Source organism: Pseudomonas khavaziana, from assembly GCF_036704165.1.
Lineage (GTDB): Bacteria > Pseudomonadota > Gammaproteobacteria > Pseudomonadales > Pseudomonadaceae > Aquipseudomonas > Aquipseudomonas khavaziana.
This window is the reverse complement of sequence record NZ_CP129946.1, coordinates 5,624,312-5,645,554: the sequence shown is the minus strand read 5'-3', so window position 1 is coordinate 5,645,554 and position 21,243 is coordinate 5,624,312. Positions and strand designations below refer to the sequence as shown.

Below are 21,243 nucleotides of genomic sequence, written 5' to 3'. Positions count from 1 at the left end.
GCAATCCTCTGTGTGCTAACCGTGAGTGATTATGGTCGGTATTAACGGCAATAGCCTTCGCCCGTGGCGACGATCAGGCAGTCTTTTTTATCCGCCAGCCATTTCAGGCCGGTGGCGGCACCGTCGCCGGCGCGCAGCAGTTGCGGGCCGTCCGGGCGGGTGAAGGCAATGCCATCTTCGGCCGCTTCACCCTTGAAGGTGCCGGAATCTGCGGCGTCGAGGCCGTATTGCATGGTCAGAATGTAGTGACCGCGGCCAACGCTGTCGTCCTTGGCGATGGTCAGGTTCAAGCCCTCGACGCCGATCCACTTGCCAACCCATTGATCGGTCGGGGGCGTTTCCGGCACCAGGGTCGCCTGTACAGAAGGGGGCGCAGGTTTGGGCGCTTCCTTGGCTTTATCGCAGGCGGTAAGCAGGACGACGGCAGAAAGAACAAAGAGGATTTTTTTCATAGCGGCAAGGCCTTGGTTAAAAAGTGTGCAACGCCGGGGCGAGCGTGCAGGGTTGGACTCGATTCCGGTGATTTAGTGCGCTGTTCGCCCACTGTTTGGTTATGCTCTCGGGGCAGACCCATGCCCGGCTGCTAGATTACTCGGTTGAGTGCTACCGCGTTGAACTCGCCACGCAAGAGAATTCCATGACTGTCAGTACCCCGCTTTCCGGCGTCAACCATCCCTTCAAAGGCATTCTGCTGATTGTGCTGGCGACGTTCCTGTTCTCCAGCCATGATGCCTTGTCCAAATACCTGGCCGGGTTCTACCCCATCGTGATGGTGGTGTGGGCGCGCTACCTGGTGCACACCTTGCTGATGGCCGGGATCTTCCTGCCGCAGTCGGGCTTGCGTGTACTGCGCAGCAAACGACCGGGCATGCAGGTGGTGCGTGCCTTGTGCCTGTTGGGCACCAGCTTGTTTTTCACCGCGGCGCTGCACTACATCCCGTTGGCGGAAGCCACGGCGGTCAACTTTCTCGCGCCGATCCTGGTGACGGCGCTGTCGGTGCCGCTGCTGGGTGAGCACGTCACACGTGGTCAATGGCTGGCGGTGATTTGCGGTTTTATCGGGGTGCTGGTGATCATTCATCCCGGAGGCGAGCTGTTCACGCCGGCGGTACTGTTGCCCCTGTGTTCGGCAACGTTCTTCTGCTTCTATCAACTGCTTACGCGCATCCTCAGTAAGTTCGATACGCCCACCACCAGCAACTTCTTCGCCGGGTTGTGCAACACCTTGGTGATGAGCGCCATGGTGCCGTTCTTCTGGCAGGTGCCGACCTTGTGGCACGCTGTGTTGATGCTGGCGCTGGGGACTTGTGGGATGACCGCGCACCTGATGCTCACCCAGGCCTTCCGTTTCGCTGCGCCGGCTTTGCTGGCGCCGTTCGGCTATTGCCAGATCGTGTTCGCGGGGTTGTTGGGCTGGCTGGTGTTCAGTCATACCCCCGATACCACCACGGTGGTTGGTATCGGGGTGATCTGCATGAGCGGATTGGCCGCTGCCTGGCAGCAACGGCGGCGTTGATTAGACGTCTACCGTCGGAATCTTGCGCGGCGCCATGAAGTACATCCATACCAGTGCGATGAAGTACATCGCCGGGATCAGGGTGAACAGCACGGTGTAGTTGTTATTGGTCACCGTGAGGATGTGGCCGACGATCTGGGTCATGAACATGCCGCCAATGGCCGCGCACATGCCGCCGAAACCGAACACTGTGCTCATCATGTGCTTGGGCGTGTAGTCCATCACCAGGCTCCAGATGTTGGCGGTCCAGGCCTGGTGCGCGCCGATGGCCAGGGAGATGGCGAACACCGCGACCCACAGCTGGCTGGAGCCGGCCGCCATGATCACCCCGACGATGCAGCAGGCAAACAGCAGCATCGACAGCAAGCGGGCCTTGATCGAGTTCATCCCACGGCCGATCAGGAACGACGACAGGATCCCACCTCCAACGCTGCCGAAGTCGGCGGTCAGGTAGATGATGATCAGCGGAATGCCCATCTGCGTCACGTTGATGCCCAGGTTGTATTGCTGGTTCAAGAACGGCGGCAGCCAGTACAGGTAGAACCAGAACACCGGTGCGGTCAGCGAGTAGGCGAGGGCGAAAGCCCAGGTACCACGCATGCGCAGGATGCGGCTGAATGGCACGCGGGGTTGTTCCGGCTCGACTTGCTGTTGCACGTAGTCCAGTTCGGATTGTTTAACGGTGGGATGGTCTTCCGGGTTGTAGTATTTCAAGCCCCAGAACAACAGCCAGATGCCGCCGAGTGCCGACATGCACAGGAACGCCGCCTGCCAGCCCCACACGTGCAGGATCAACGGCAGCAGCATTGGCGTCATCATTGCGCCAACGTTGGTGCCAGCGTTGAAGATACCGGTGGCAACCGCCCGCTCGCCGGCGGGGAACCACAGGCGGGTGGTCTTGACGCAGGCTGGGTAGTTGGCGGCTTCGGTCAGCCCGAGGATAAACCGGCAGACCATAAAGCCCACCGCCGAGGTGGCCAGGCCGTGGGCGCCCGTGGCAAGGCTCCACAACAGCACGGCGCAGAAGAACACGCGCTTGACGCCAACCCGGTCGATCAAGCGGCCTTGCAGCACAAAGCCAATGGCGTAGCCGACCTGGAACCAGAAGTTGATGTTGGCGTAATCCATCGCCGTCCAGCTCATTTCCTTGGCGAGGATCGGCTGCATGACGCCGAGGGCGGCGCGGTCGATGTAGTTAAGAGTGGTGGCGAAGAACACCAGGGCCAGCATGCCCCAGCGCGTTTTACCTACGGCCAGGGCGCCGCGGATCTTGTCGCCGATGCCGGCGTGCGGGTTGCCCGGGCGCGCGGCCAGGGTGGGGTTTTGCAGAGGCATGAGGTCGTACCCGTTTTTTGAAATTTTTATGGTGTGTTCTGGGTCTTGTTACTTGAACGAGTTGCCCGGTCGATGGTGCGCAGTGGTTAAAAAGTCGTCAATTCGCCAAAGGGGCATAGTGTTCGATAATCGCACCGAAAACTAACCGGTTCGTACATTTTAATTGCTGGGTGTAGGCTGGGGGCGAATAATTTGCCACAAATAACAACTGCCGGGAGTCATCCATGCAACGTTCCATCGCCACTGTTTCCTTGAGCGGCACCTTGCCGGAAAAGCTCGAAGCCATTGCTGCCGCCGGGTTTGATGGGGTGGAGATCTTTGAGAACGATTTGTTGTATTACGACGGCAGCCCCCGCGAAGTTAGGCAGATATGTGCCGACCTCGGCATCGCCATCACCCTGTTCCAGCCGTTCCGCGACTTTGAAGGCTGCCGTCGCGACCGCCTGGCGCGCAACCTGGAGCGCGCCGAGCGCAAGTTCGACCTGATGCAGGAACTGGGTACCGACCTGATACTGGTGTGCAGTAATGCTTCGGCCGAGTGTGTGGGCGATGAAAATATTTTACTCGATGACCTGGGCCTGCTGGCCGAACATGCCGGCAAGCGTGGCCTGCGCATCGGTTATGAAGCGTTGGCCTGGGGCAAGCATGTGAACACCTGGCAGCAGGTGTGGAACCTGGTGCGCCAGGTCGACCACCCAAGCCTTGGTGTGTTGCTCGATAGTTTTCACACCCTGTCGCTCAAGGGCGACCCGAGCGGCATCGCCCAGGTCCCGGGCGACAAGATCTTCTTTGTGCAAATGGCGGACGCGCCGATCCTGGCCATGGATGTGCTGGAATGGAGCCGGCATTTTCGTTGCTTTCCTGGCCAGGGCGAATTTGACCTGGCCGGTTTTCTGGCACCGATTATCCAGAGCGGCTACACCGGGCCATTGTCCCTGGAGATTTTCAACGACGGCTTTCGCGCCGCGCCGACCCGAGCGAATGCGGCAGATGGCTTGCGTTCGCTGCTGTACCTGGAAGAGAAAACCCGTCAGCGCCTGGCCGAGGAGCAGCCCCGCCAGCCCATCGACATCCTGTTCGAAACCCCGGCGGCCAGTGAATACGACGGCGTCGAATTCCTGGAATTTGCCGTGGATGAAAGCCTCGGCGCCAAGCTCACCCATTGGCTGGAGCGACTGGGTTTCACCAAGGCCGGCCAGCACCGCTCTAAGAATGTGAGTCTGTTACGCCAGGGTGATATCAACCTGATCCTCAACTGCGAGCCTTATTCCTTTGCCCACAACTTTTTCGAGGCCCATGGCCCGTCCCTGTGCGCCACGGCGATTCGGGTCAAGGACAGCGCCAAGGCCCTGGAGCGGGCGGTGGCCTACAAGGGCCAGCCGTATCGCGGCCTGGTCGGGCCAAACGAGCTGGAACTGGCCGCCGTGCGTGCGCCCGATGGCAGCCTGATTTACCTGGTCGACCCCAGTGAAAGCGGGCTGTACGACACTGACTTCAATCTGCAACCGGCTTCTGCCACCAGTGGTGGTTTGCTGCGCATCGACCATATGGCCATGGCCTTGCCGGCCGACAGCCTCGACAGTTGGGTGCTGTTCTACAAGAGCTTGCTGGATTTCGAAGCCGATGACGAAGTGGTGTTGCCTGACCCATACGGCCTGGTGAAAAGCCGTGCGTTGCGCAGCCGTTGCAGCTCGATCCGCCTGCCGTTGAATATCTCCGAAAACCGCAACACCGCGATTTCCCACGCACTTTCCAGCTATCGTGGTTCGGGGGTGCATCACATTGCCTTCGATTGCGCGGATATCTTCGCCGAGGTGCGCCGGGCCAAGGAGGCCGGGGTGCCGTTGCTGGATATTCCGCTCAATTACTACGACGATTTGGCGGCACGCTTCGATTTTGACGATGAGTTCCTCAGCGAGTTGGCGTACTACAACGTGTTGTACGACCGTGACGCCCAGGGCGGTGAGTTGTTTCACGTGTACACCGAACCGTTCGAGGGGCGGTTTTTCTTCGAGATCATCCAGCGCAGGAACGGCTATGCTGGCTATGGCGCAGCCAACGTGGCCGTGCGTTTGGCGGCGATGGCCAAGTCACGTAGCGGCGCAGTGCGCCAGGCGCGTTTATAACAGCTGGCCGGGTGCTTCCTTCGGCGAGCGCCGCGGCCCATAATCAGGGCCTGCACAATAATGGCTGTGAGCGCCCCATGACCTCAAGTCCCGTTCTCCGCGCGGTGTCAGACGCACCGCGTAAGAGTCGTAAGAACAACCCGGAAAAGACCCGCGAGAATATTCTCCAGGAAGCCATTGTCGAGTTTGTTCAGCAGGGCCTGGCCGGTGCCCGCGTGGATGCCATCGCCGAGCGCATCCACACCTCCAAGCGCATGATCTATTACTACTTCGGCAGCAAGGAGCAGTTGTACGTCGAGGTGCTGGAGAAGCTCTACGGCGATATTCGCAACACCGAGACCCGCATGAACCTCACCGCCCTGGAACCGCGTGAGGCGATTCGTCGGCTGGTGGAGTTCACGTTTGATCACCACGACCAGAACGTGGATTTCGTGCGCATCGTCAGCATCGAAAACATTCACAACGCCGAGTACGTCAAACGCACCGACACCATCAAGGCGATGAACAGCAAGATCCTTGAGGGGCTGGGTGAGACCTTGCGCCGTGGCGCCGAATTAGGGTTGTTTCGCGAAGGACTGGAGCCGTTGGACGTGCACCTGCTGATCAACTCGTTCAGCTTCTACCGGGTATCCAACCGGCATACGTTCAGTGAAATTTTCCAGATCGAACTGTCGGATGAGGCGATCAAGCAGCGGCATCGGGAGATGATTTGCGAGTCGGTGTTGCGCTACCTGCAGGCCTGAGAACACGCCTCTATCAGGTAAGCATGCAATCCATGTGGGAGGGGGCTTGCTCCCGATTGCGGTCTGTCAGCCGAGCATGTGCTGACTGATACACCGCAATCGGGAGCAAGCCCCCTCCCACATTTGAACTCTGTTTCGGCAGTCAGCCATTCATGCTCTGGAAGTGCGCCAGCATTCGATCGGCGTCCGGCACTTGGCCGCTGAATAACTCAAACGCCTTCACCGCCTGAAACACCGCCATATTGCCGCCATCCAGGGTACGGCAGCCCAAGGCGCGGGCATCGCGCAGCAGCTGGGTTTCCAGTGGGAAATATACGATCTCAGCCACCCACAGTTCTGTGCGCAACAACGCAGCTGGCACCGGTGTCCCGGGCAGCTTGGTCATGCCCATTGGCGTGGTGTTCACCAACCCGTCGGCTTCGGCCATGGCGTTTTCCAGATGGTGGCCGACTTGGGCGCGACCGGCGCCGAAACGCTGGGTGAGGTTAACTACAAGCTCCTGGGCACGAGTGTCGTCGACATCGAAAATACTCAGTTGCTCTACACCCTCAGCCAGTAGCGCATGGGCAACCGCCGCGCCCGCGCCACCTGCGCCCATCTGCACGACGTGTTGACGCGTCACGTCATGCAAGTTACGCCGGAAACCTTCAGCGAACCCCAGGCAATCGGTGTTATGGCCGATCCGTTTACCGTCCTGGAACACCACCGTGTTGACTGCGCCAATGCCTCTGGCCTCGTCGGACAAGTCATCGAGCAACGGCAGGATCGCCTGCTTGCACGGGTAGGTAATGTTCAGCCCGTTGAAGTGCATCAACTCGGCGGCTCGCAGCAGGTCGGGCAGGGCATTGAGGTCCAGGTGCAGTGGCTCAAGGTCGATCAGGCGATACAGATAGCGCAAGCCCTGGGCGTCGCCTTCCTCTTCATGCAGCGCCGGGGTGCGGGAGGCCTGGATACCGGCGCCGATCAGGCCAGCGAGAATGCGTGGTTTCATCAAGCGCGTCCCTTCAGTGTATGGCTGAAGTGCTCCAGCGCCAGGTGGTAGCCGTGGCTGCCGAACCCGGCCAGCACTGCCTGGGCGATAGGGGATACAAACGAGTGATGACGAAACGCCTCGCGGGCATGCACGTTGGATAAATGCACTTCGATCACTGGCACTTCACTGGCCACCAGTGCATCGCGGATCGCGACCGAGGTGTGGGTCCAGGCTGCCGGGTTGATTACGATACCGGCGCAACGGGCGCGGGCGCCGTGGATCCAGTCGAGCAGTTCGCCCTCATGGTTGGTCTGGCGAAACTCGATTTTCAGCCCGAGCTTGTCTGCGCTGCGACCACACAGGGCAGCGATGTCGGCCAGGGTTTCGTGGCCATAGGTGGCGGGCTCGCGGGTGCCGAGCAGGTTGAGGTTGGGGCCGTTGAGCACCAGCACGATGGGCGGCATAGAGGGTTCTCCACAGTTTCTTATTGGTTGTGGAGACAAAATGTACTGGATGGTTAATTTGGTCAATTGTTGGCAGCGGATCCGTTCGATTATCGAACCGTTAATCAACGCCATAGGCCAACGCAATCAGATTAGATATCAATTGAAAATCATTCTCGATAACGCTTAAGATGCCCGCCTGTTTCCTTAACATTCCAGGGAGTCGGTTTGTCGGACGTGGATCTCAAGGGCCTGTTTCTCAAGCACGCCGATACTCTGCGCGGGTATCTGGCCCGCAAGGTACGGGACCCGCAATTGGCTGCCGACCTGGTGCAGGAGAGCTTCCTGCGCCTGGCGCAAAAGCCGGCCGGCGAGCGCATCGATAACTCCCAGGGCTATCTCTATCGAACGGCGAGCAATCTGCTGATCGACCATATTCGCCAGGAAGCACGGCAAAAGACTGACACCGTGCCCCACGAGGCGTTGGCCGAGATTGAAGATGACGTGGCCGGGTTGGAGGCTCAGGCAATGGCGCAGCAACAGCGACAGGCATTGAAGCAGGCACTGGCGGAGTTGCCGGAGCGCACCCAGCAGATTTTCCGCTTGAACCGTATCGAAGGCATGACCCACGCCCAGGTCGCCCAGCACCTGGACATCAGCGACAGTTCCGTGCAAAAGCACCTGGCCAAGGCCCTGGCGTATGTGATGCAGCGCTTGCAGGAAGGCGAGGTGAAGCCATCCGACGAATGAATTACCGAAAACCGCCAGGCCAGACGTCACAGCGTCTATATAACGAGAATTCGAGATTCACACGTGAATAGCCAAGGTCCGCAACAGCACAGCATTACCGAGGAGGCGGCCGAATGGGCGGTGCGCCTGCACGCCGGTGCCTTGAGCGAACAGGAACAAGCCGAGTTGCGCCAGTGGATCGCCCGCGACAGTCGCCACGAAGCGGCCTTGCGCTTTGCCGAGCAGACTTGGGCGGCGCTGGGCGAAGTGCATAAGGACGAATCCGTATATCGTCAGCGACCGCCGACAGCGGCTTCGCCGGTACGCCGTTCCACACGCCGAAGGCCGTGGCAGCGTGTGGCTGTCGCAGCGCTGGTCGTAGTGGTAGTGGGTGTCGGCTGGATGCGCGGCCCGGATATGTTGCTGCACATGCAGGCCGACTACGTCACGGGCAAAGGTGAAGTGCGCACGGTGCACCTGGCCGACGGCAGTACGGTGGAGCTCGATTCCGGCAGTGCTATTCGCCTGGATTACGATGGGGTACAGCGGGGCATCAGCCTGCTCCAGGGCTCAGCGGTGTTTGACGTGGCGCCAATGGTGGGCGAAGAGGCCCGGCCCTTCGTGGTGCACAGCGCCGCGGGCCAGACCCGGGCATTGGGTACGCGGTTTGTGGTCGAGCGCGAGGGTGACAGTCAAGCCTGGGTCGGCGTGTTGCAGCACAGCGTCGAGGTGTCTGTGCAGGCTTCACCGAAAAATGGCGCGACCGAGCGCATCGTCGAGCAAGGCCAGGCTGCGCGCTACAGCCCCCAGGACGGTGTGGTCAGCCTCGACCAGTTTGATGTTGATCGCGCCACCAGTTGGCGGCGCGGTATGTTGATCTTCGACCGGCAGCCGTTGGCCAAGGTTATCGAGCAACTCAACCGTTACCGACCCGGGCATGTGGTGTTGACCAACCCGGCGCTGGGCGAGCGTGAAGTCAGCGGCGTATTCCGCCTCGACATGCTGGAAACCGCCCTCGGCACCCTGACCCAGGAGCTCCAAGTGCAACGCTTGGACCTGGCCGGCCTCAGCTTGATCTACTGAATTTTCCCCTTTAAAACCGCTGCCCTTGTAGGAGCGAGCTTGCTCGCGAAAACCCAAGGGCAACGCGTTTTCGTTGACGTTCTTCGCGAACAGGCTCGCTCCTGCAAAAAAATATTACTGACTTCCCGCGCCTCGCACGTCTTGCTAGGTGAGAAGCATTCGCATAAACAAAAAACGCTTAGCGCAGGGATCACCACACATGTCAGCACTCACCAAGGGGCGTATCACCGGCAGTTGGTTGGCCCTGGCCATTCACCTGGGGTTGTTGGCCGTCGCCGCGCCGGTCCATGCCGTGGAACCTGCGGCCGGTACCGCCCAATCCGCGGTGCTGAGGTTCGATATCCCTGCGCAATCGCTCGGCAGTGCGGTGCTGGCTTTCGCTGACCAGGCCGGCCTGCAAGTGCTGTTCGACAGCCAACGCCTGCAAGGTCTGAGCAGTACCACGCTCAAGGGCAGCTTTGGCGTGCAGGAAGGGCTTGCCCGCCTGCTGGGTGCCGCACCGGTTGAATACCGCTTTACCGGTGAGCGCCAGGTGACCTTGAGCCGAGTCGAGCAGCAGGCCGGTGCCCTGGCCTTGGCGACCACAACAGTCACCGGCTTGCACCAACAGGACTGGGTGTATTCAACCCCGCGCCCGGTGAGCGTGGTCGGGCGCGAACAGCTCGATCGCAACCCGCCCCGGCATGCCGCCGAGATGCTTGAAGAGGCGCCTGGGGTCTACTCCGCCGTCAGCCAGCAAGACCCAGGGCTGTCCGTGAACATCCGCGGTATCCAGGACTATGGCCGGGTCAATATGTCAGTCGATGGCATGCGCCAGAATTACCAGCAGAGCGGTCACCAGCAACGCAACGGCACGTTGTATGTGGACTCTGAGTTGTTGTCCGAAGTCGTGATCGAAAAGGGCGCGACCTCCACCCAGGGCGGTGCGGGCGTGATTGGCGGGGTGGCCAACTTTCGTACGGTGGAGGCCGCTGACCTGCTCAAGGGCGGCAAGGAAATCGGCGGGCGCATTCGCCTTACCTCAGGGCTGGGCGGGCGCAGCAACGGCACGCATTTCATCGGCAGCTCGGCGTTTGCCGTGGGCACCGACGTATGGGACATGCTGGTGGCCGCCAGTGAACGGCACCTGGGCGATTACAACCCTGGCACCAAGGGCAGCATTGGCGAGTTGCGTACCGGCGCGGCGTTCATGCCGGCCAGTGAGGAGCGTATCAAGCACACCACCGTTGCCTATTCAGGTTCGGTGATGCGCTCGCGCCTGCTCAAGCTGGGGCTCAACCTGCCGGCTGACCAGCGTTTGCAACTGAGTTACCTGGCCACCGACGTCGACTACGACGACGTCAACATGATGACCGCCGAAAAGGCGCAGTTATGGGAAAAGCTCGGCAGCAGCGACGTCAGGGCGCAGAACGTTGCGCTGGATTACAGCTATGCGCCGGACAACCCGCTGATCGACTTCAAGGCCAAGCTCTACTACGTGGACACCCGCAATGAGCAATCCACCCTGGCCCGGGGGATCAACAAGGCTTATGACGTCACCTATCAAACCAATACCTATGGCTTGCAGGCGCAGAACATCTCGACCTTTGCCCTGACGGAGCTGGCCGCACTCAAGGCCAACTATGGGCTGGAATTTTTCTACGACAAAGTGCGCCCGGACTCCAACCAGGCGGTGGAAGCTGGCTCTGCGGTCAAGGCCTCAGCGGCCGAGAGCATCACACCCAAGGGCGACCGTGCGATGGGCAGTGTGTTCGGGCGCCTGGATTTCGACTACGACGGTTGGCTGAACCTCAACGCCGGCTTGCGTTATGACCGCTACCGGCTGCGCGGCGAAACCGGCTTGAACACCCGCACGTTTATCATTGGCACTACCCGTCAGATCGGCGTGCCGGTGAACTACGACGTGGATCGCGAGGAGGGCCGTTTTTCGCCGACCTTTGGCCTGTCGATCAAGCCAGGTGTGGATTGGCTGCAACTGTTCGCCACCTACGGCAAGGGCTGGCGCCCGCCGGCGGTGACCGAAACCATGGTCAGCGGCCGGCCCCATGGCGGTGGTTCGGAGTCGATTCTGCCCAATCCCTACCTCAAGCCGGAGCGATCCACCGCGTGGGAGGTCGGCTTCAATGTGCTCAAGCAAGACCTGCTGTTCGCCGAGGATCGCGTAGGCATGAAGGTGTCCTACTTCAACACCCGGGTCGATGACTTTTCCTATATGGCCTTGGGCGTACAGCCGCCCGGTTATGGCAACGTCAATATCGGCAGTGCAGCGTATGTGAACAACCTGGAGACCACACGTTTTCGTGGTCTTGAATACCAGCTCGATTACGACGCCGGGTTTGCCTACGGCCAGTTCAACTACACGCGCATGCTCGGCAGCAACAAATTCTGCAGCAAGACCGCCTGGCTCGGCGGCGTGACCAAGACCCAGAAGCGCCCTGGCAACCGTGCGCCGGTGGATGCGATGGTGCCGGACGATGCGGCCAATGCCGGCGTGGGCTGCAGCGCGATCCTGGGCTCATCCGAACACATGCCCATGGACCGCGGCACCGCGACACTGGGCGCACGGTTCTTCGAGCGCAGGTTGGATGTGGGGGTGCGGGCCCGCTACAGCGCCGGTTATTACGTCAAGGGCGGCGCCGGAGTGACCACTTCGCAAACCGGCGTCTACCCCGCCGATTGGAAGCCCTACACCGTCTACGACCTGTACGGCAGCTACCGCGCCACCGATCAGTTAACCCTGCGCCTGGCCATGGAAAACGTCACCGACCGCGCCTACCTGGTGCCGCTGGGCGATGTACTGGCCTTCACCCTGGGACGTGGACGCACCTTGCAGGGCACCGTTGAATATCAGTTCTGACCGCTTTTGCCCAGTGACGGGCAAAACCACAGCAGGCACCGGCTTGCTGCGGAGTGACCACCCCATGACTTGGAGTTTTGCATGAGCATTTCTATTTCATACAGCACGACCTACGCCGCTAGCACCGTCGCCCAGTACCTGAGCGATTGGTCGGCCTACTTCGGTGACCTCAACCACCGTGAAGGTTCGGTCAAAGAGGGTGTGAACACCGGTGGTTTCAATCCTGGGCCGTTCGACGGCACTCAATACGGCGTTTCGAGCAGCGTCAGTGATGCCGCCGTGGTCGCCGAAGGCAGCCTGCATTACACCCTGTTCAATCCGCCGACCCACACGCTGTGGGGTTCGCTCGACGCTCTGACCCTGGGCGACACCCTGGCCGGTGGCGCAAGCAGCGGTGGCTACAGCATCGCCAACCAGGAAGTCAGCTTCACTAACCTGGGCCTGTCGAGCCTGCAGTCCGAAGGCCGTGACGGCCAGGTGCACAAAATCGTGTACGGCCTGATGAGCGGTGACAGTTCGGCGTTGGCTTCGGCCATCGATACCTTGCTCAAGGGCATCGACCCAAGCCTGTCGGTCAATTCCACCTTCGATCAACTGGCCGCGGCCGGTGTGGCGCATCAGGACTCGGCTGCATTCGCCGCAGCCGATGTGGGCCTGGTCGGCATTCAGGACGCGCCTCAAGACTTCGCCATGGCCGCCTGATGCAAAAAGCCGATGGAGGCTCACGCCTTCATCGGCCTTGCGAATCCAGTGGGCACGCCGCAGGTGCTGTCAACGCTCCGGGGCGGGCCCTTGCTCGACTCTTTAATGGAACAACCACCATGACTCGGCCCGGTGCCAAGCGCGCGAATGAGATGCTGGCTGCACTGACGGCCTATAAAAGTGCCTTCTTCAACATCGGCCTGTTCTCGGCGGTGATCAACCTGCTGATGCTGGCCCCGGCGCTGTACATGTTGCAGGTGTATGACCGGGTATTGGCCTCGGGCAACCAGATGACCCTGCTGATGCTGACGCTGATGATCCTCGGCCTGTTCGGCTTGATGGGGGCGCTGGAGTGGGTGCGCAGCCAGGTGGTGATTCGCCTCGGCACGCAGATGGACATGCGCTTGAACCAGCGCGTATTCGACGCCGCCTATGAAGCGCAGCTCAAGGGCGGCACCCAGGCGGCGGGCCAGGCCCTGCACGACCTGACCATCTTGCGCCAGTTCGCCACCGGCCAGGCGTTGTTCGCCTTTTTCGATGCGCCATGGTTTCCGGTGTACCTGTTGGTGATCTTCCTTTTCCACCCCTGGCTGGGCCTGCTGGCGCTGGGCGGTGCGCTGCTGTTGATCGCGCTGGCGTGGGCCAACCATCATGTCAGCCAGGCGCCAATGGCCCTGGCCAGCCAACTGTCGATCAGCGCCAGCCAGCAGGCCACGGCCAACCTGCGCAATGCCGACACCATCGAAGCCATGGGCATGCTCGCCACACTGCGCGGGCGCTGGTTCAACCAACACCAGGCATTTCTGGTGCAGCAGAACCTGGCCAGTGAAAAGACCGCCGTGATTACTGCCTGGTCCAAGGGCGTGCGCCTGGCCCTGCAATCCCTGGTGCTGGGTTTGGGCGCCTGGTTGGCAGTCAATGGCGACATTACCCCGGGAATGATGATTGCCGGGTCGATCCTGATGGGCCGGGTGCTCAGCCCCATCGACCAGTTGATCGGCGTGTGGAAGCAGTGGAGTTCGGCGCGTCTGGCCTATGAGCGTTTGTCACTGATGCTCCAGGATAACCCGGCGCGCCCGGTACGCATGGCCCTGCCCGTACCCAAGGGCCAGGTGAGCGTGGAGCAGATCAGCGCCTGTGCCCCTGGCAGTCGCCGGCCGGCGCTGGCCAACCTGGGTTTCAGCCTGCCCGCGGGTGACGTACTCGGTGTTATCGGGCCGTCGGGCTGCGGCAAGTCGACACTGGCCCGAGTGCTGGTGGGGGCCTGGGCACCCCTGGCCGGCAAGGTGCGCCTCGATGGCGCCGACCTGGCTCTCTGGGATAAGCAGCAACTGGGTCCGCATATCGGTTACTTGCCCCAGGACATCCAGTTGTTCGCCGGCAGCATCGCGCAGAACATCGCGCGCTTTGAAACGGTGGAAGCCGACAAAGTCCTCGCTGCGGCACAAATGGCTGGCGTGCATGAGCTGATCCTGCAACTGCCCCAAGGCTACGACACCCTGCTGGGCGAAGGCGGAGCGGGTTTGTCCGGTGGGCAAAAACAACGCGTCGCCTTGGCGCGTGCGCTGTACGGCCTGCCGGCGTTGATTGTGCTGGATGAACCCAACGCCAATCTCGACGAAGTGGGCGAGCAGGCGCTGCTGCAAGCCATCGCCCAGCTCAAGCAACAGCGCCGCACCCTGGTGCTGATTACCCACAAGCCCAACGTGCTGAGCCTGACCGACCAGTTGCTGATCCTCAAGGACGGCCAGATGCAGGCCTTCGGCCCGACGGCGCGGGTATTGGAAGCGCGGCAGAAACCTTTGGCGAGCAAGCCGGTATCGACCATGAGCATGAGCTACCGGCTCGGTGAAGGAAAACACGCATGAGCCAGACTAAACCCACATTAATCAGTGACCAACCACACAACGTGCTGGCGCTGGATGACAAAAAATACTCGCGCCTGGGCTGGTGGCTCGTGCTCGGGGGCTTTGCCGGGTTTCTCGGCTGGGCGGCATTGGCACCGTTGGACAAGGGCGTGGCCGTGCCGGGCAAAGTCATGGTCTCGGGCCATCGCAAGACGGTGCAGCACCCGGCGGGCGGGATTGTCGAGCGTATCGAAGTACGCGAAGGTGACCCAGTCAGCGCCGGCCAAGTGTTGCTGCGTTTAAAGGAAACCCCGTTGCGCGGGCAGATGCAGTCACTGCGCAGCCAATACCTGGCGTCCCTGGCCAGCGAAGCGCGCTTGAGTGCAGAAAGCGAAGGTTTGCCGGCCATCGAGTTTGCACCTGAGCTGCTGGCCGATCCTGAAGCCGCCTCCACCCTGAGCCTGCAACGCCGGCTGTTCGAAAGCCGTGCCCAGGCGCTGGCCACCGAACAGGCGGGCCTGCGCGAAACCATCGCCGGCTTTGAGGCGCAAATGCGAGGTACGCGGGACTCCCAGGCGAGCAAAGTACAGCAGCGTGCGACGTTGAATGAGCAGCTGCAGGGCCTGCGTGAGTTGGCCCGCGACGGTTACATCCCACGCAATCGTCTGCTGGACAGCGAGCGGCTGTACGCGCAAATCGATGGTGCCATCGCCGAGGATGTTGGACGCATCGGCCAGTTGCAACGCCAGGTGCTGGAGTTGCGTCTGCGCATCCGCCAGCTCGGTGAAGATTTCCAGAAAGACCTGCGCGGCCAGTTGGCCGAGACCCGCACCCGCAGCGACGACCTGCGCAATCGCCTGGCCTCGGCTGAGTTTGAACTGGCCAACAGCCTGGTACGCGCACCGGCATCCGGCGTGGTAGTGGGGTTGGAGGTGTACACCGAGGGCGGCGTGATCAAGCCCGGCCAGGCCCTGATGGATATCGTGCCCCAGGGCGAGCCGCTGCTGGTGGAAGCTCGGGTACCGGTGCAGATGATCGACAAGGTGCACCCAGGCTTGCCGGTGGAATTGCTGTTCTCGGCGTTCAACCAGTCCACCACGCCACGGGTGGCGGGTGAGGTCACGCTGGTGTCCGCTGACCGTCAGGTGGATGAACGCACTGGTGAGCCCTACTACACGTTGCGGGCCCAGGTCAGTGCAGCCGGTATGCAGCAACTGGACGGCGTGCAGATCCGCCCGGGCATGCCGGTGGAAACCTTCGTCAAGACCGGCGAGCGCTCGATGCTCAACTACTTGTTCAAACCGTTGCTGGATCGCACCCATATGGCCCTGGTGGAAGAATGAAGGCGTTGTGGTTCACCCTCTGTTTAAGTTGCATGCCAGCGGCCCATGCCCTGGGTTTGCTGGATGTTTATGATTTGGCGTTGCGCAACGACCCGACCTTTCAGGCGGCCATCCAGGAGCGTGAAGCCGGTGAAGAAAATCGTGTGATCGGGCGGGCGGCACTGCTGCCCAACCTGTCGTGGAGTTACAACAATTCGCGCAATGGGTCCGAAGTCACCCAGAGCACCGCGCTCGGCAATGTCACCAGCGACCGTGATTACCGCAGCTACGCTTCGACCTTGACCTTGCAGCAACCGCTGCTGGATTACGAAGCTTATGCGCGCTTTCGCCAGGGCACGGCCCAGGCGCTGATGGCCGACGAGCGCTTTCGCGCCAAGAGCCAGGAACTGGCGGTGCGGGTGCTGGGCGCCTACAGCCAGGCGTTGCTGGCCCAGGAGCGCATCGAGTTGAGCCGAGCGCAGAAACGCGCCTATGCCGAACGGCTGCAACTCAATGATCGCCTGCTCAAAGGCGGTGAAGGCACGCGTACCGATGTGCTCGAAACCCAGGCGCGACTGAGCCTGGCCCAGGCCGAGGAAATCGAGTCCCTGGATGCCCAGGACAGCGCCCTGCGTGAGCTGGAGGCCATTGTCGGCCAGCCGCTGCAGATTGAAGCGCTGGCGCCCCTGGCACGCCGATTCGATATTACGCCGCTGGAACCGAATCGTTTCGAAACCTGGCGTGAGCTGGCCATGGCCAACAACCCTGAACTCAAGTCCCAACACCACGCGCTGGACGTGGCTTCTTATGAAGTGGAACGCAAGCGCGCCGGGCACTTGCCTAAGGTCAGCCTGTACGCCAGCAGTCGCCAGACCAGCTCCGATTCAGAAAGCAGCTACAACCAGAAGTACGACACTAACAGCGTCGGCATCCAGGTCAGCCTGCCGCTGTTTGCCGGCGGCTCGGTGTCGGCCTCCACGCGCCAGGCGGCTAACCAACTGTCCCAGGCCCAGTACGAGCTCGACGCGCAAACCGCTGCCACGTTGGTGGAGTTGCGCAAGCAATTCAACCTCAACACCAGCGGCGCGGCGAAGGTGCGGGCCTATGAAATGGCGGTGAGTTCCGCCACAGCGCTGGTGACCGCCACGAAGAAAAGCGTCAGCGGCGGCGAACGGGTCAACCTCGATGTGCTTGATGCCGAACAACAACTCTTCACCGCCCGCCGCGACCTGGCCAATGCGCGGCATGCCTACCTGCTGGCGCGCATTCAACTGAAGTATTACGCGGGGTTGCTGAGCGAGCAGGACTTGCGGGCACTGGCCGGGTATTTCCAGCCGTCGGCATGAGTGGTTACAACCCGGCATTCGCCGGGTTTTTTGTGGTTACTAATCTGTGAAACAGCTTCGGGAATAGGGAGCCGGTTGTCGGGTGGCGGAGGGAAATTGTTACCTGGCGGAAAATAACCTAACGGATGGGTTACGATGAGAGTAGGTGCTTACAAAGGCTACGTGATTTCGGTGTTTGTCAGGGATGAGCATTGCCCACCCCATGTACATGTCAGGGGCAAGGAGTGGGATGCGCGGTTTCGTTTCAGTTTTTTGGATGGGGATGTTGAGTTGTGGGACGTGGAGCCTGAACGGAGGCGGCCACCCATGGCGGTTCTGAATGAGATACGCGGGGCGATCATGCAGCGGCACTACCTGGCGCGGGCACGCAGGATCTGGTGGGAAAACCTGCAAACGGTTTGCCTGGAGAATCATTCCTGGAATTGGGACGCAGGTGAATTGGTTCCAGGGTTGGTCATTCGACCGGGTGTCTACGTCATCGCAAGCGCACGGCACGACGTTGTCGAGCAACGGACTATTTTGAATCTGGTAAGAGCGCCAGATTGCGTGGGGATTAACTTATGAAGATCGTAAAAGCTAAGGTCAAACCTTATGTACCTCTCACTGAAGCTGACGTTGACAAGGCAATCGCCCGAGGGCGCAGGTTGAAACGCCTGTACGCCAACGCCAGCAACGTAGGTTATGAAAACGACTGTCTCTCCATTGGCTTCAGCGACGGCAGCCGCATCATGTTGCCGGTGGCTGGCCTGCCGGAGTTCGAAGGCTTTTCAGAGAAAGACTTCCAGCAGTTGGAAGTAACTTTCGGTGGCAAGGCGATCAGCTGTGAGGCTCAGGACCTGGACGTTTCGATCACCGGCCTGATCGCCACAAGCCAACCGCTGATGGACCTGGCAACCAGCCTGGTGGCATCGCGCAATGGTCGCAAAAGCAGCGCGGCCAAATCCGCCGCCGCCCGTGCTAATGGCAAGAAGGGCGGGCGGCCACGCAAGCAAACACCGGAAACTCCAGATACTTCAGACACATGAATAACCCATGTGGGAGGGGGCTTGCTCCCGATAGCAGTGTGTCAGCTGATGTATATATCGGCTGACACCCTGCTATCGGGAGCAAGCCCCCTCCCACAGTTGGATCTCAGTGTCTTGAGCAATTATCGGCGGGTCAGCAACACACCCGACTCCATATGGTGCGTCCACGGGAACTGGTCGAACATTGCACATTGGGTAACCCGGTGCGTGTCGTGCAGTTGCGCGATGTTCGCCGCAAGCGTCTCCGGGTTGCAGGAAATGTACAGGATGTTGTCGAAACGCCGGGTCAGTTCGCAGGTGTCCGGGTCCATTCCGGCGCGGGGCGGGTCGACGAATACGCTGCCAAACTCGTAGCTTTTCAGGTCGATGCCGTGCAGGCGGCGGAACGGACGCACTTCGTTCAGGGCTTCGGTCAACTCCTCGGCGGAGAGGCGCACCAGGGTGACGTTATCCACCTTGTTTTCATCGAGGTTGCTCAAGGCCGCATTCACCGAGGTCTTGCTGATCTCGGTGGCCAGCACGTTACGCACGCGGGTGGCCAGCGGCAGGGTGAAGTTACCGTTGCCGCAATACAGCTCCAGCAGATCGTCCGGGCGATCGCCCAGGGCTTCATAGGCCCAGTTGAGCATCTTCTGGTTCACCGTGCCGTTGGGCTGGGTGAAGGCGCCTTCGGGTTGGCGGTAGCTGAAGGTGCGGCCACCGACGTCGAGTTTCTCCACCACGTAGTCCTGGCCGATCACATCGCGCTTGCCCTTGGAGCGGCCGATGATGCTCACGTTCAGTTCCTCCGCCAGCTTGTTCGCGGCGGTGTGCCAATGTTCGTCCAGCGGGCGGTGGTAGCACAGGGTGATCATCGCGTCGCCGGCCAGGGTGGTAAGGAACTCCACCTGGAACAGCTTGTGGCTCAGGGCGGCGCTGGCTTGCCAGGCGGCCTTGAGTTGCGGCATCAGTTGGTTGATACGCTGGCTGGCGATAGGGAATGCTTCGATCAGGATCGGCGTGCGCTTGTCGTCCTGGGAAAACATCGCGTAGTGGCGCTCGCCGCCTTCGCGCCACAGGCGGAACTCCGCACGCAGGCGGAAGTTCTGCGGGGGCGAGTCGAAAACCTGAGGCTCCGGTGCGTCGAAGGGTGCCAGCAGGTCACGCAGGCGCGTGACCTTGTCTTGCAGTTGAACGGTGTAGGTTGCGGCGTCAAAAATCATGCGTTGAACCAGCCCAGCTTGATCACAAACAGAATCGACAGGATCACCAGTGCCGGGTTCAGCTCACGGTAGCGGCCCGAAAGCAGCTTGATGGCGGTCCAGGCGATGAAACCGAAGGCGATGCCGTTGGCGATGGAGTAAGTGAAGGGCATCGCCAGGGCTGTGATCACCACCGGCGCTGCAACAGTAATATCATCCCAGTCGATTTCGGCCAGGCCAGAGGTCATCAATACTGCAACGAACAGCAGCGCTGGCGCGGTGGCGAAGGCCGGTACGCTGGCCGCCAGAGGTGAGAAGAACAGCGCCAGCAGGAACAGGATCGCAACCACGATGGCGGTCAAGCCGGTGCGACCACCAGCACTCACGCCCGCAGCGGATTCGATGTAGCTGGTGGTGGTCGAGGTGCCCAGCAAGGAGCCGGCCATGGCGGCGGTACTGTCGGCGATCAGCGCACGGCCCATTTTCGGCATGTGGCCGTCCTTGCCCATCAGGCCGGCACGCTTGGCGACGCCGATCAGGGTGCCGGAGTTATCGAACAGGTCGACGAATAGGAAGGCGAAGATCACGCTGACCAGGCCGATATCCAGGGCGCCCTTGATATCCAGTTGCAGGAAGGTCGGGGCCAGGGACGGTGGCATCGAAGTCACGCCGCCGAAGGGGGTGACGCCCAACAGGATCGAGACAATCGTCACCGCCAGGATGCCGATCAACACGGCGCCACGTACCGCAAGGGCTTCCAGCGCGACGATCAGCACGAAACCGAGGGTGGCGAGGATCGGCGCGGGTTGCTTCAGGTCGCCCAGGCCCACCAGGGTGGCCGGGTTGGCGACTACGATACCGGCGTTGTGCAGGGCGATCAGCGCCAGGAACAGGCCGATACCGGCGGCAATTGCTGAACGCAGGGGCAGGGGGATGCTGTTGATGATCCACTCGCGGATACGGAAGATCGACAGCAGGAAGAACAGCACCGCCGAAATGAATACCGCACCCAATGCTACCTGCCAGGTATGGCCCATGTGCAGGACCACGGTGTAGGTAAAGAAGGCGTTGAGGCCCATGCCCGGTGCGAGGGCAATCGGGTAGTTGGCGATCAGGCCCATCACGGTGGAGCCGATGGCGGCGGCCAGGCAGGTGGCGACAAACACCGCGCCCTTGTCCATGCCGGTCTCGCCGAGGATGCTCGGGTTCACGAACAGGATGTAGGCCATGGCCAGGAACGTGGTAATACCCGCGAGAATCTCGGTGCGCACATTGGTGTTGTGTGCTTTGAGTTGAAACAGCTTTTCCAGCATGCCGGCTCCCTGTGACGCTATCTTGCGTCGTTATTTGTTGACCTCTAAGTCAAAGCACAAACTGCGCCAAGCGCCTGTGGTTTCAGAGAGGATCGGAAAAAGCGGCGCATCATACCAGCAGCCGAGGCTGTGTGGCGCATGGCCTTGAGGCATACTGCGCCGACGTTCAATACCGGGTCATTGCCAGCATGAAAAAAGCCAACGCGTGGAGTCTAGCTCTGATCGCCAGTATCAGCCTGTGGCTGGGTGCAGCACCGGTGTGGGGCGCGGCTGCACCGGCCTTGAGCGAGGTGCGGGTGTTCAAGGTGGAATCGGCCAAGTGCAGCGAAGCGATCCCGGAACGGGTCAACACCACCCAGATGTGCGAGCACCGCGGGCCCACCAAGGTCTCGGTGATGGAAGTCGGCCTGGGCAACAGCCCGATGGGGCGCTTCAACGGCGCAGAGTTGAACGGGCAACGCACGGCGGTATGCCAGGTCGGCAACATCAGTGAGGCGTGCAACGGCGTAGGCACGTTGATGGGCTACATTTATGTATTCGACCTGAATGTCCAGGCCCAGGGCTGGTTCGAGTTCACCAACACATCGATCAACCCGCCGCAAAACACCTTGAAAGCCCAGCTCAATATCCGCTGATCAATCATCTTGAACGCTCAAAACCCCGGGAAGTCGTACCCCTAAGACGGCGACTTTCCTGAACGCC

Annotated in this window: 19 protein-coding genes; 13 read left to right on the top strand and 6 right to left on the bottom strand. The window is 61.1% G+C overall.

Features of this window, described 5'->3' with window-relative positions:
- Positions 1–41 precede the first annotated feature (41 nt).
- Positions 42–452, bottom strand: coding sequence for a membrane lipoprotein lipid attachment site-containing protein (locus QYQ93_RS25305; RefSeq protein ID WP_043050680.1), 411 nt, complete (start codon positions 450–452; stop codon positions 42–44).
- Between the two features lie 185 nt (positions 453–637).
- On the opposite strand from QYQ93_RS25305, the gene QYQ93_RS25300 reads away from it, so the two are divergent.
- Positions 638–1,516, top strand: a complete 879-nt coding sequence (locus QYQ93_RS25300; RefSeq protein WP_043050681.1) for a DMT family transporter — start codon at positions 638–640, stop codon at positions 1,514–1,516.
- Here the strand turns inward: QYQ93_RS25300 and QYQ93_RS25295 are convergent, their stop codons facing one another.
- Positions 1,517–2,851, bottom strand: a complete 1,335-nt coding sequence (locus QYQ93_RS25295; RefSeq protein WP_043050682.1) for an MFS transporter — start codon at positions 2,849–2,851, stop codon at positions 1,517–1,519.
- Positions 2,852–3,075: 224 nt separating this feature from the next.
- Here QYQ93_RS25295 and quiC point away from each other — a divergent pair, with 224 nt between their 5' ends.
- Together quiC and QYQ93_RS25285 are read left to right on the top strand one after the other, a co-directional pair.
- Positions 3,076–4,977: a 3-dehydroshikimate dehydratase QuiC gene (gene quiC / locus QYQ93_RS25290; protein WP_338475741.1), complete on the top strand. Its 1,902-nt coding sequence runs from the start codon at positions 3,076–3,078 to the stop codon at positions 4,975–4,977.
- A gap of 77 nt (positions 4,978–5,054) precedes the next feature.
- Positions 5,055–5,720, top strand: a complete 666-nt coding sequence (locus QYQ93_RS25285; protein ID WP_043050684.1) for a TetR/AcrR family transcriptional regulator — start codon at positions 5,055–5,057, stop codon at positions 5,718–5,720.
- Positions 5,721–5,862: 142 nt separating this feature from the next.
- On the opposite strand, the gene QYQ93_RS25280 is transcribed toward QYQ93_RS25285, so the two are convergent.
- A complete protein-coding gene (locus QYQ93_RS25280; RefSeq protein WP_338475740.1) occupies positions 5,863–6,711 on the bottom strand; it encodes a shikimate dehydrogenase in 849 nt (282 codons plus the stop codon).
- Positions 6,711–7,157 (bottom strand): type II 3-dehydroquinate dehydratase, encoded by a 447-nt coding sequence (gene aroQ, locus QYQ93_RS25275; RefSeq protein ID WP_043048490.1) that lies wholly within the window; start codon positions 7,155–7,157, stop codon positions 6,711–6,713. Before aroQ ends, QYQ93_RS25280 begins: the two co-directional genes overlap by 1 nt.
- 207 nt (positions 7,158–7,364) lie before the next feature.
- Between aroQ and QYQ93_RS25270 the strand changes: the two genes are divergently transcribed.
- The 9 genes from QYQ93_RS25270 (at position 7,365) to QYQ93_RS25230 (ending at position 18,047) form a co-directional block, all read left to right on the top strand.
- Positions 7,365–7,886 (top strand): RNA polymerase sigma factor, encoded by a 522-nt coding sequence (locus QYQ93_RS25270; protein ID WP_043048488.1) that lies wholly within the window; start codon positions 7,365–7,367, stop codon positions 7,884–7,886.
- 63 nt (positions 7,887–7,949) lie between these two features.
- Entirely contained in the window at positions 7,950–8,948 is a 999-nt protein-coding gene (locus QYQ93_RS25265) for a FecR family protein (protein ID WP_338475738.1), read from the top strand.
- 199 nt (positions 8,949–9,147) lie between these two features.
- Positions 9,148–11,805, top strand: coding sequence for a TonB-dependent receptor (locus QYQ93_RS25260; protein WP_338475737.1), 2,658 nt, complete (start codon positions 9,148–9,150; stop codon positions 11,803–11,805).
- Positions 11,806–11,886: 81 nt separating this feature from the next.
- Complete coding sequence (locus QYQ93_RS25255; RefSeq protein WP_043048484.1) at positions 11,887–12,507, top strand: heme acquisition protein HasA; 621 nt, start codon at positions 11,887–11,889, stop codon at positions 12,505–12,507.
- A gap of 119 nt (positions 12,508–12,626) precedes the next feature.
- Positions 12,627–14,375, top strand: a complete 1,749-nt coding sequence (locus QYQ93_RS25250; protein ID WP_338475735.1) for a type I secretion system permease/ATPase — start codon at positions 12,627–12,629, stop codon at positions 14,373–14,375.
- Positions 14,372–15,697, top strand: a complete 1,326-nt coding sequence (locus QYQ93_RS25245) for an HlyD family type I secretion periplasmic adaptor subunit (RefSeq protein WP_338475734.1) — start codon at positions 14,372–14,374, stop codon at positions 15,695–15,697. Before QYQ93_RS25250 ends, QYQ93_RS25245 begins: the two co-directional genes overlap by 4 nt.
- Positions 15,694–17,022 (top strand): TolC family outer membrane protein, encoded by a 1,329-nt coding sequence (locus QYQ93_RS25240; protein WP_338475733.1) that lies wholly within the window; start codon positions 15,694–15,696, stop codon positions 17,020–17,022. Before QYQ93_RS25245 ends, QYQ93_RS25240 begins: the two co-directional genes overlap by 4 nt.
- A 135-nt stretch (positions 17,023–17,157) precedes the next feature.
- Positions 17,158–17,586 carry a DUF4160 domain-containing protein gene (locus QYQ93_RS25235; protein WP_043048479.1) on the top strand — a complete coding sequence of 143 codons (429 nt, stop codon included), beginning with the start codon at positions 17,158–17,160 and terminating at the stop codon, positions 17,584–17,586.
- Positions 17,583–18,047, top strand: coding sequence for a DUF2442 domain-containing protein (locus tag QYQ93_RS25230; protein WP_043048477.1), 465 nt, complete (start codon positions 17,583–17,585; stop codon positions 18,045–18,047). The genes QYQ93_RS25235 and QYQ93_RS25230 overlap by 4 nt, the downstream gene beginning before the upstream one ends.
- A gap of 122 nt (positions 18,048–18,169) precedes the next feature.
- On the opposite strand, the gene trmA is transcribed toward QYQ93_RS25230, so the two are convergent.
- Together trmA and QYQ93_RS25220 are read right to left on the bottom strand one after the other, a co-directional pair.
- Positions 18,170–19,249 carry a tRNA (uridine(54)-C5)-methyltransferase TrmA gene (gene trmA, locus QYQ93_RS25225; RefSeq protein WP_338475732.1) on the bottom strand — a complete coding sequence of 360 codons (1,080 nt, stop codon included), beginning with the start codon at positions 19,247–19,249 and terminating at the stop codon, positions 18,170–18,172.
- Positions 19,246–20,541: an NCS2 family permease gene (locus QYQ93_RS25220; RefSeq protein WP_034117796.1), complete on the bottom strand. Its 1,296-nt coding sequence runs from the start codon at positions 20,539–20,541 to the stop codon at positions 19,246–19,248. Before QYQ93_RS25220 ends, trmA begins: the two co-directional genes overlap by 4 nt.
- Before the next feature lie 188 nt (positions 20,542–20,729).
- Between QYQ93_RS25220 and QYQ93_RS25215 the strand changes: the two genes are divergently transcribed.
- Positions 20,730–21,176: a DUF4879 domain-containing protein gene (locus QYQ93_RS25215; RefSeq protein WP_043048499.1), complete on the top strand. Its 447-nt coding sequence runs from the start codon at positions 20,730–20,732 to the stop codon at positions 21,174–21,176.
- Positions 21,177–21,243: the final 67 nt, after the last annotated feature.

Bases quoted from the DNA above. Each gene is read 5' to 3' on its own strand.
- QYQ93_RS25230 (WP_043048477.1), top strand. From the start codon at position 17,583: ATGAAGATCGTAAAAGCTAAGGTCAAACCTTATGTACCTCTCACTGAA.
- QYQ93_RS25245 (WP_338475734.1), top strand. From the start codon at position 14,372: ATGAGCCAGACTAAACCCACATTAATCAGTGACCAACCACACAACGTG.
- trmA (WP_338475732.1), bottom strand. From the start codon at position 19,249: ATGATTTTTGACGCCGCAACCTACACCGTTCAACTGCAAGACAAGGTC.
- QYQ93_RS25215 (WP_043048499.1), top strand. From the start codon at position 20,730: ATGAAAAAAGCCAACGCGTGGAGTCTAGCTCTGATCGCCAGTATCAGC.
- QYQ93_RS25305 (WP_043050680.1), bottom strand. From the start codon at position 452: ATGAAAAAAATCCTCTTTGTTCTTTCTGCCGTCGTCCTGCTTACCGCC.
- QYQ93_RS25220 (WP_034117796.1), bottom strand. From the start codon at position 20,541: ATGCTGGAAAAGCTGTTTCAACTCAAAGCACACAACACCAATGTGCGC.
- aroQ (WP_043048490.1), bottom strand. From the start codon at position 7,157: ATGCCGCCCATCGTGCTGGTGCTCAACGGCCCCAACCTCAACCTGCTC.
- QYQ93_RS25250 (WP_338475735.1), top strand. From the start codon at position 12,627: ATGACTCGGCCCGGTGCCAAGCGCGCGAATGAGATGCTGGCTGCACTG.
- QYQ93_RS25235 (WP_043048479.1), top strand. From the start codon at position 17,158: ATGAGAGTAGGTGCTTACAAAGGCTACGTGATTTCGGTGTTTGTCAGG.
- QYQ93_RS25240 (WP_338475733.1), top strand. From the start codon at position 15,694: ATGAAGGCGTTGTGGTTCACCCTCTGTTTAAGTTGCATGCCAGCGGCC.
- QYQ93_RS25295 (WP_043050682.1), bottom strand. From the start codon at position 2,851: ATGCCTCTGCAAAACCCCACCCTGGCCGCGCGCCCGGGCAACCCGCAC.
- QYQ93_RS25255 (WP_043048484.1), top strand. From the start codon at position 11,887: ATGAGCATTTCTATTTCATACAGCACGACCTACGCCGCTAGCACCGTC.
- quiC (WP_338475741.1), top strand. From the start codon at position 3,076: ATGCAACGTTCCATCGCCACTGTTTCCTTGAGCGGCACCTTGCCGGAA.
- QYQ93_RS25260 (WP_338475737.1), top strand. From the start codon at position 9,148: ATGTCAGCACTCACCAAGGGGCGTATCACCGGCAGTTGGTTGGCCCTG.
- QYQ93_RS25280 (WP_338475740.1), bottom strand. From the start codon at position 6,711: ATGAAACCACGCATTCTCGCTGGCCTGATCGGCGCCGGTATCCAGGCC.
- QYQ93_RS25285 (WP_043050684.1), top strand. From the start codon at position 5,055: ATGACCTCAAGTCCCGTTCTCCGCGCGGTGTCAGACGCACCGCGTAAG.
- QYQ93_RS25300 (WP_043050681.1), top strand. From the start codon at position 638: ATGACTGTCAGTACCCCGCTTTCCGGCGTCAACCATCCCTTCAAAGGC.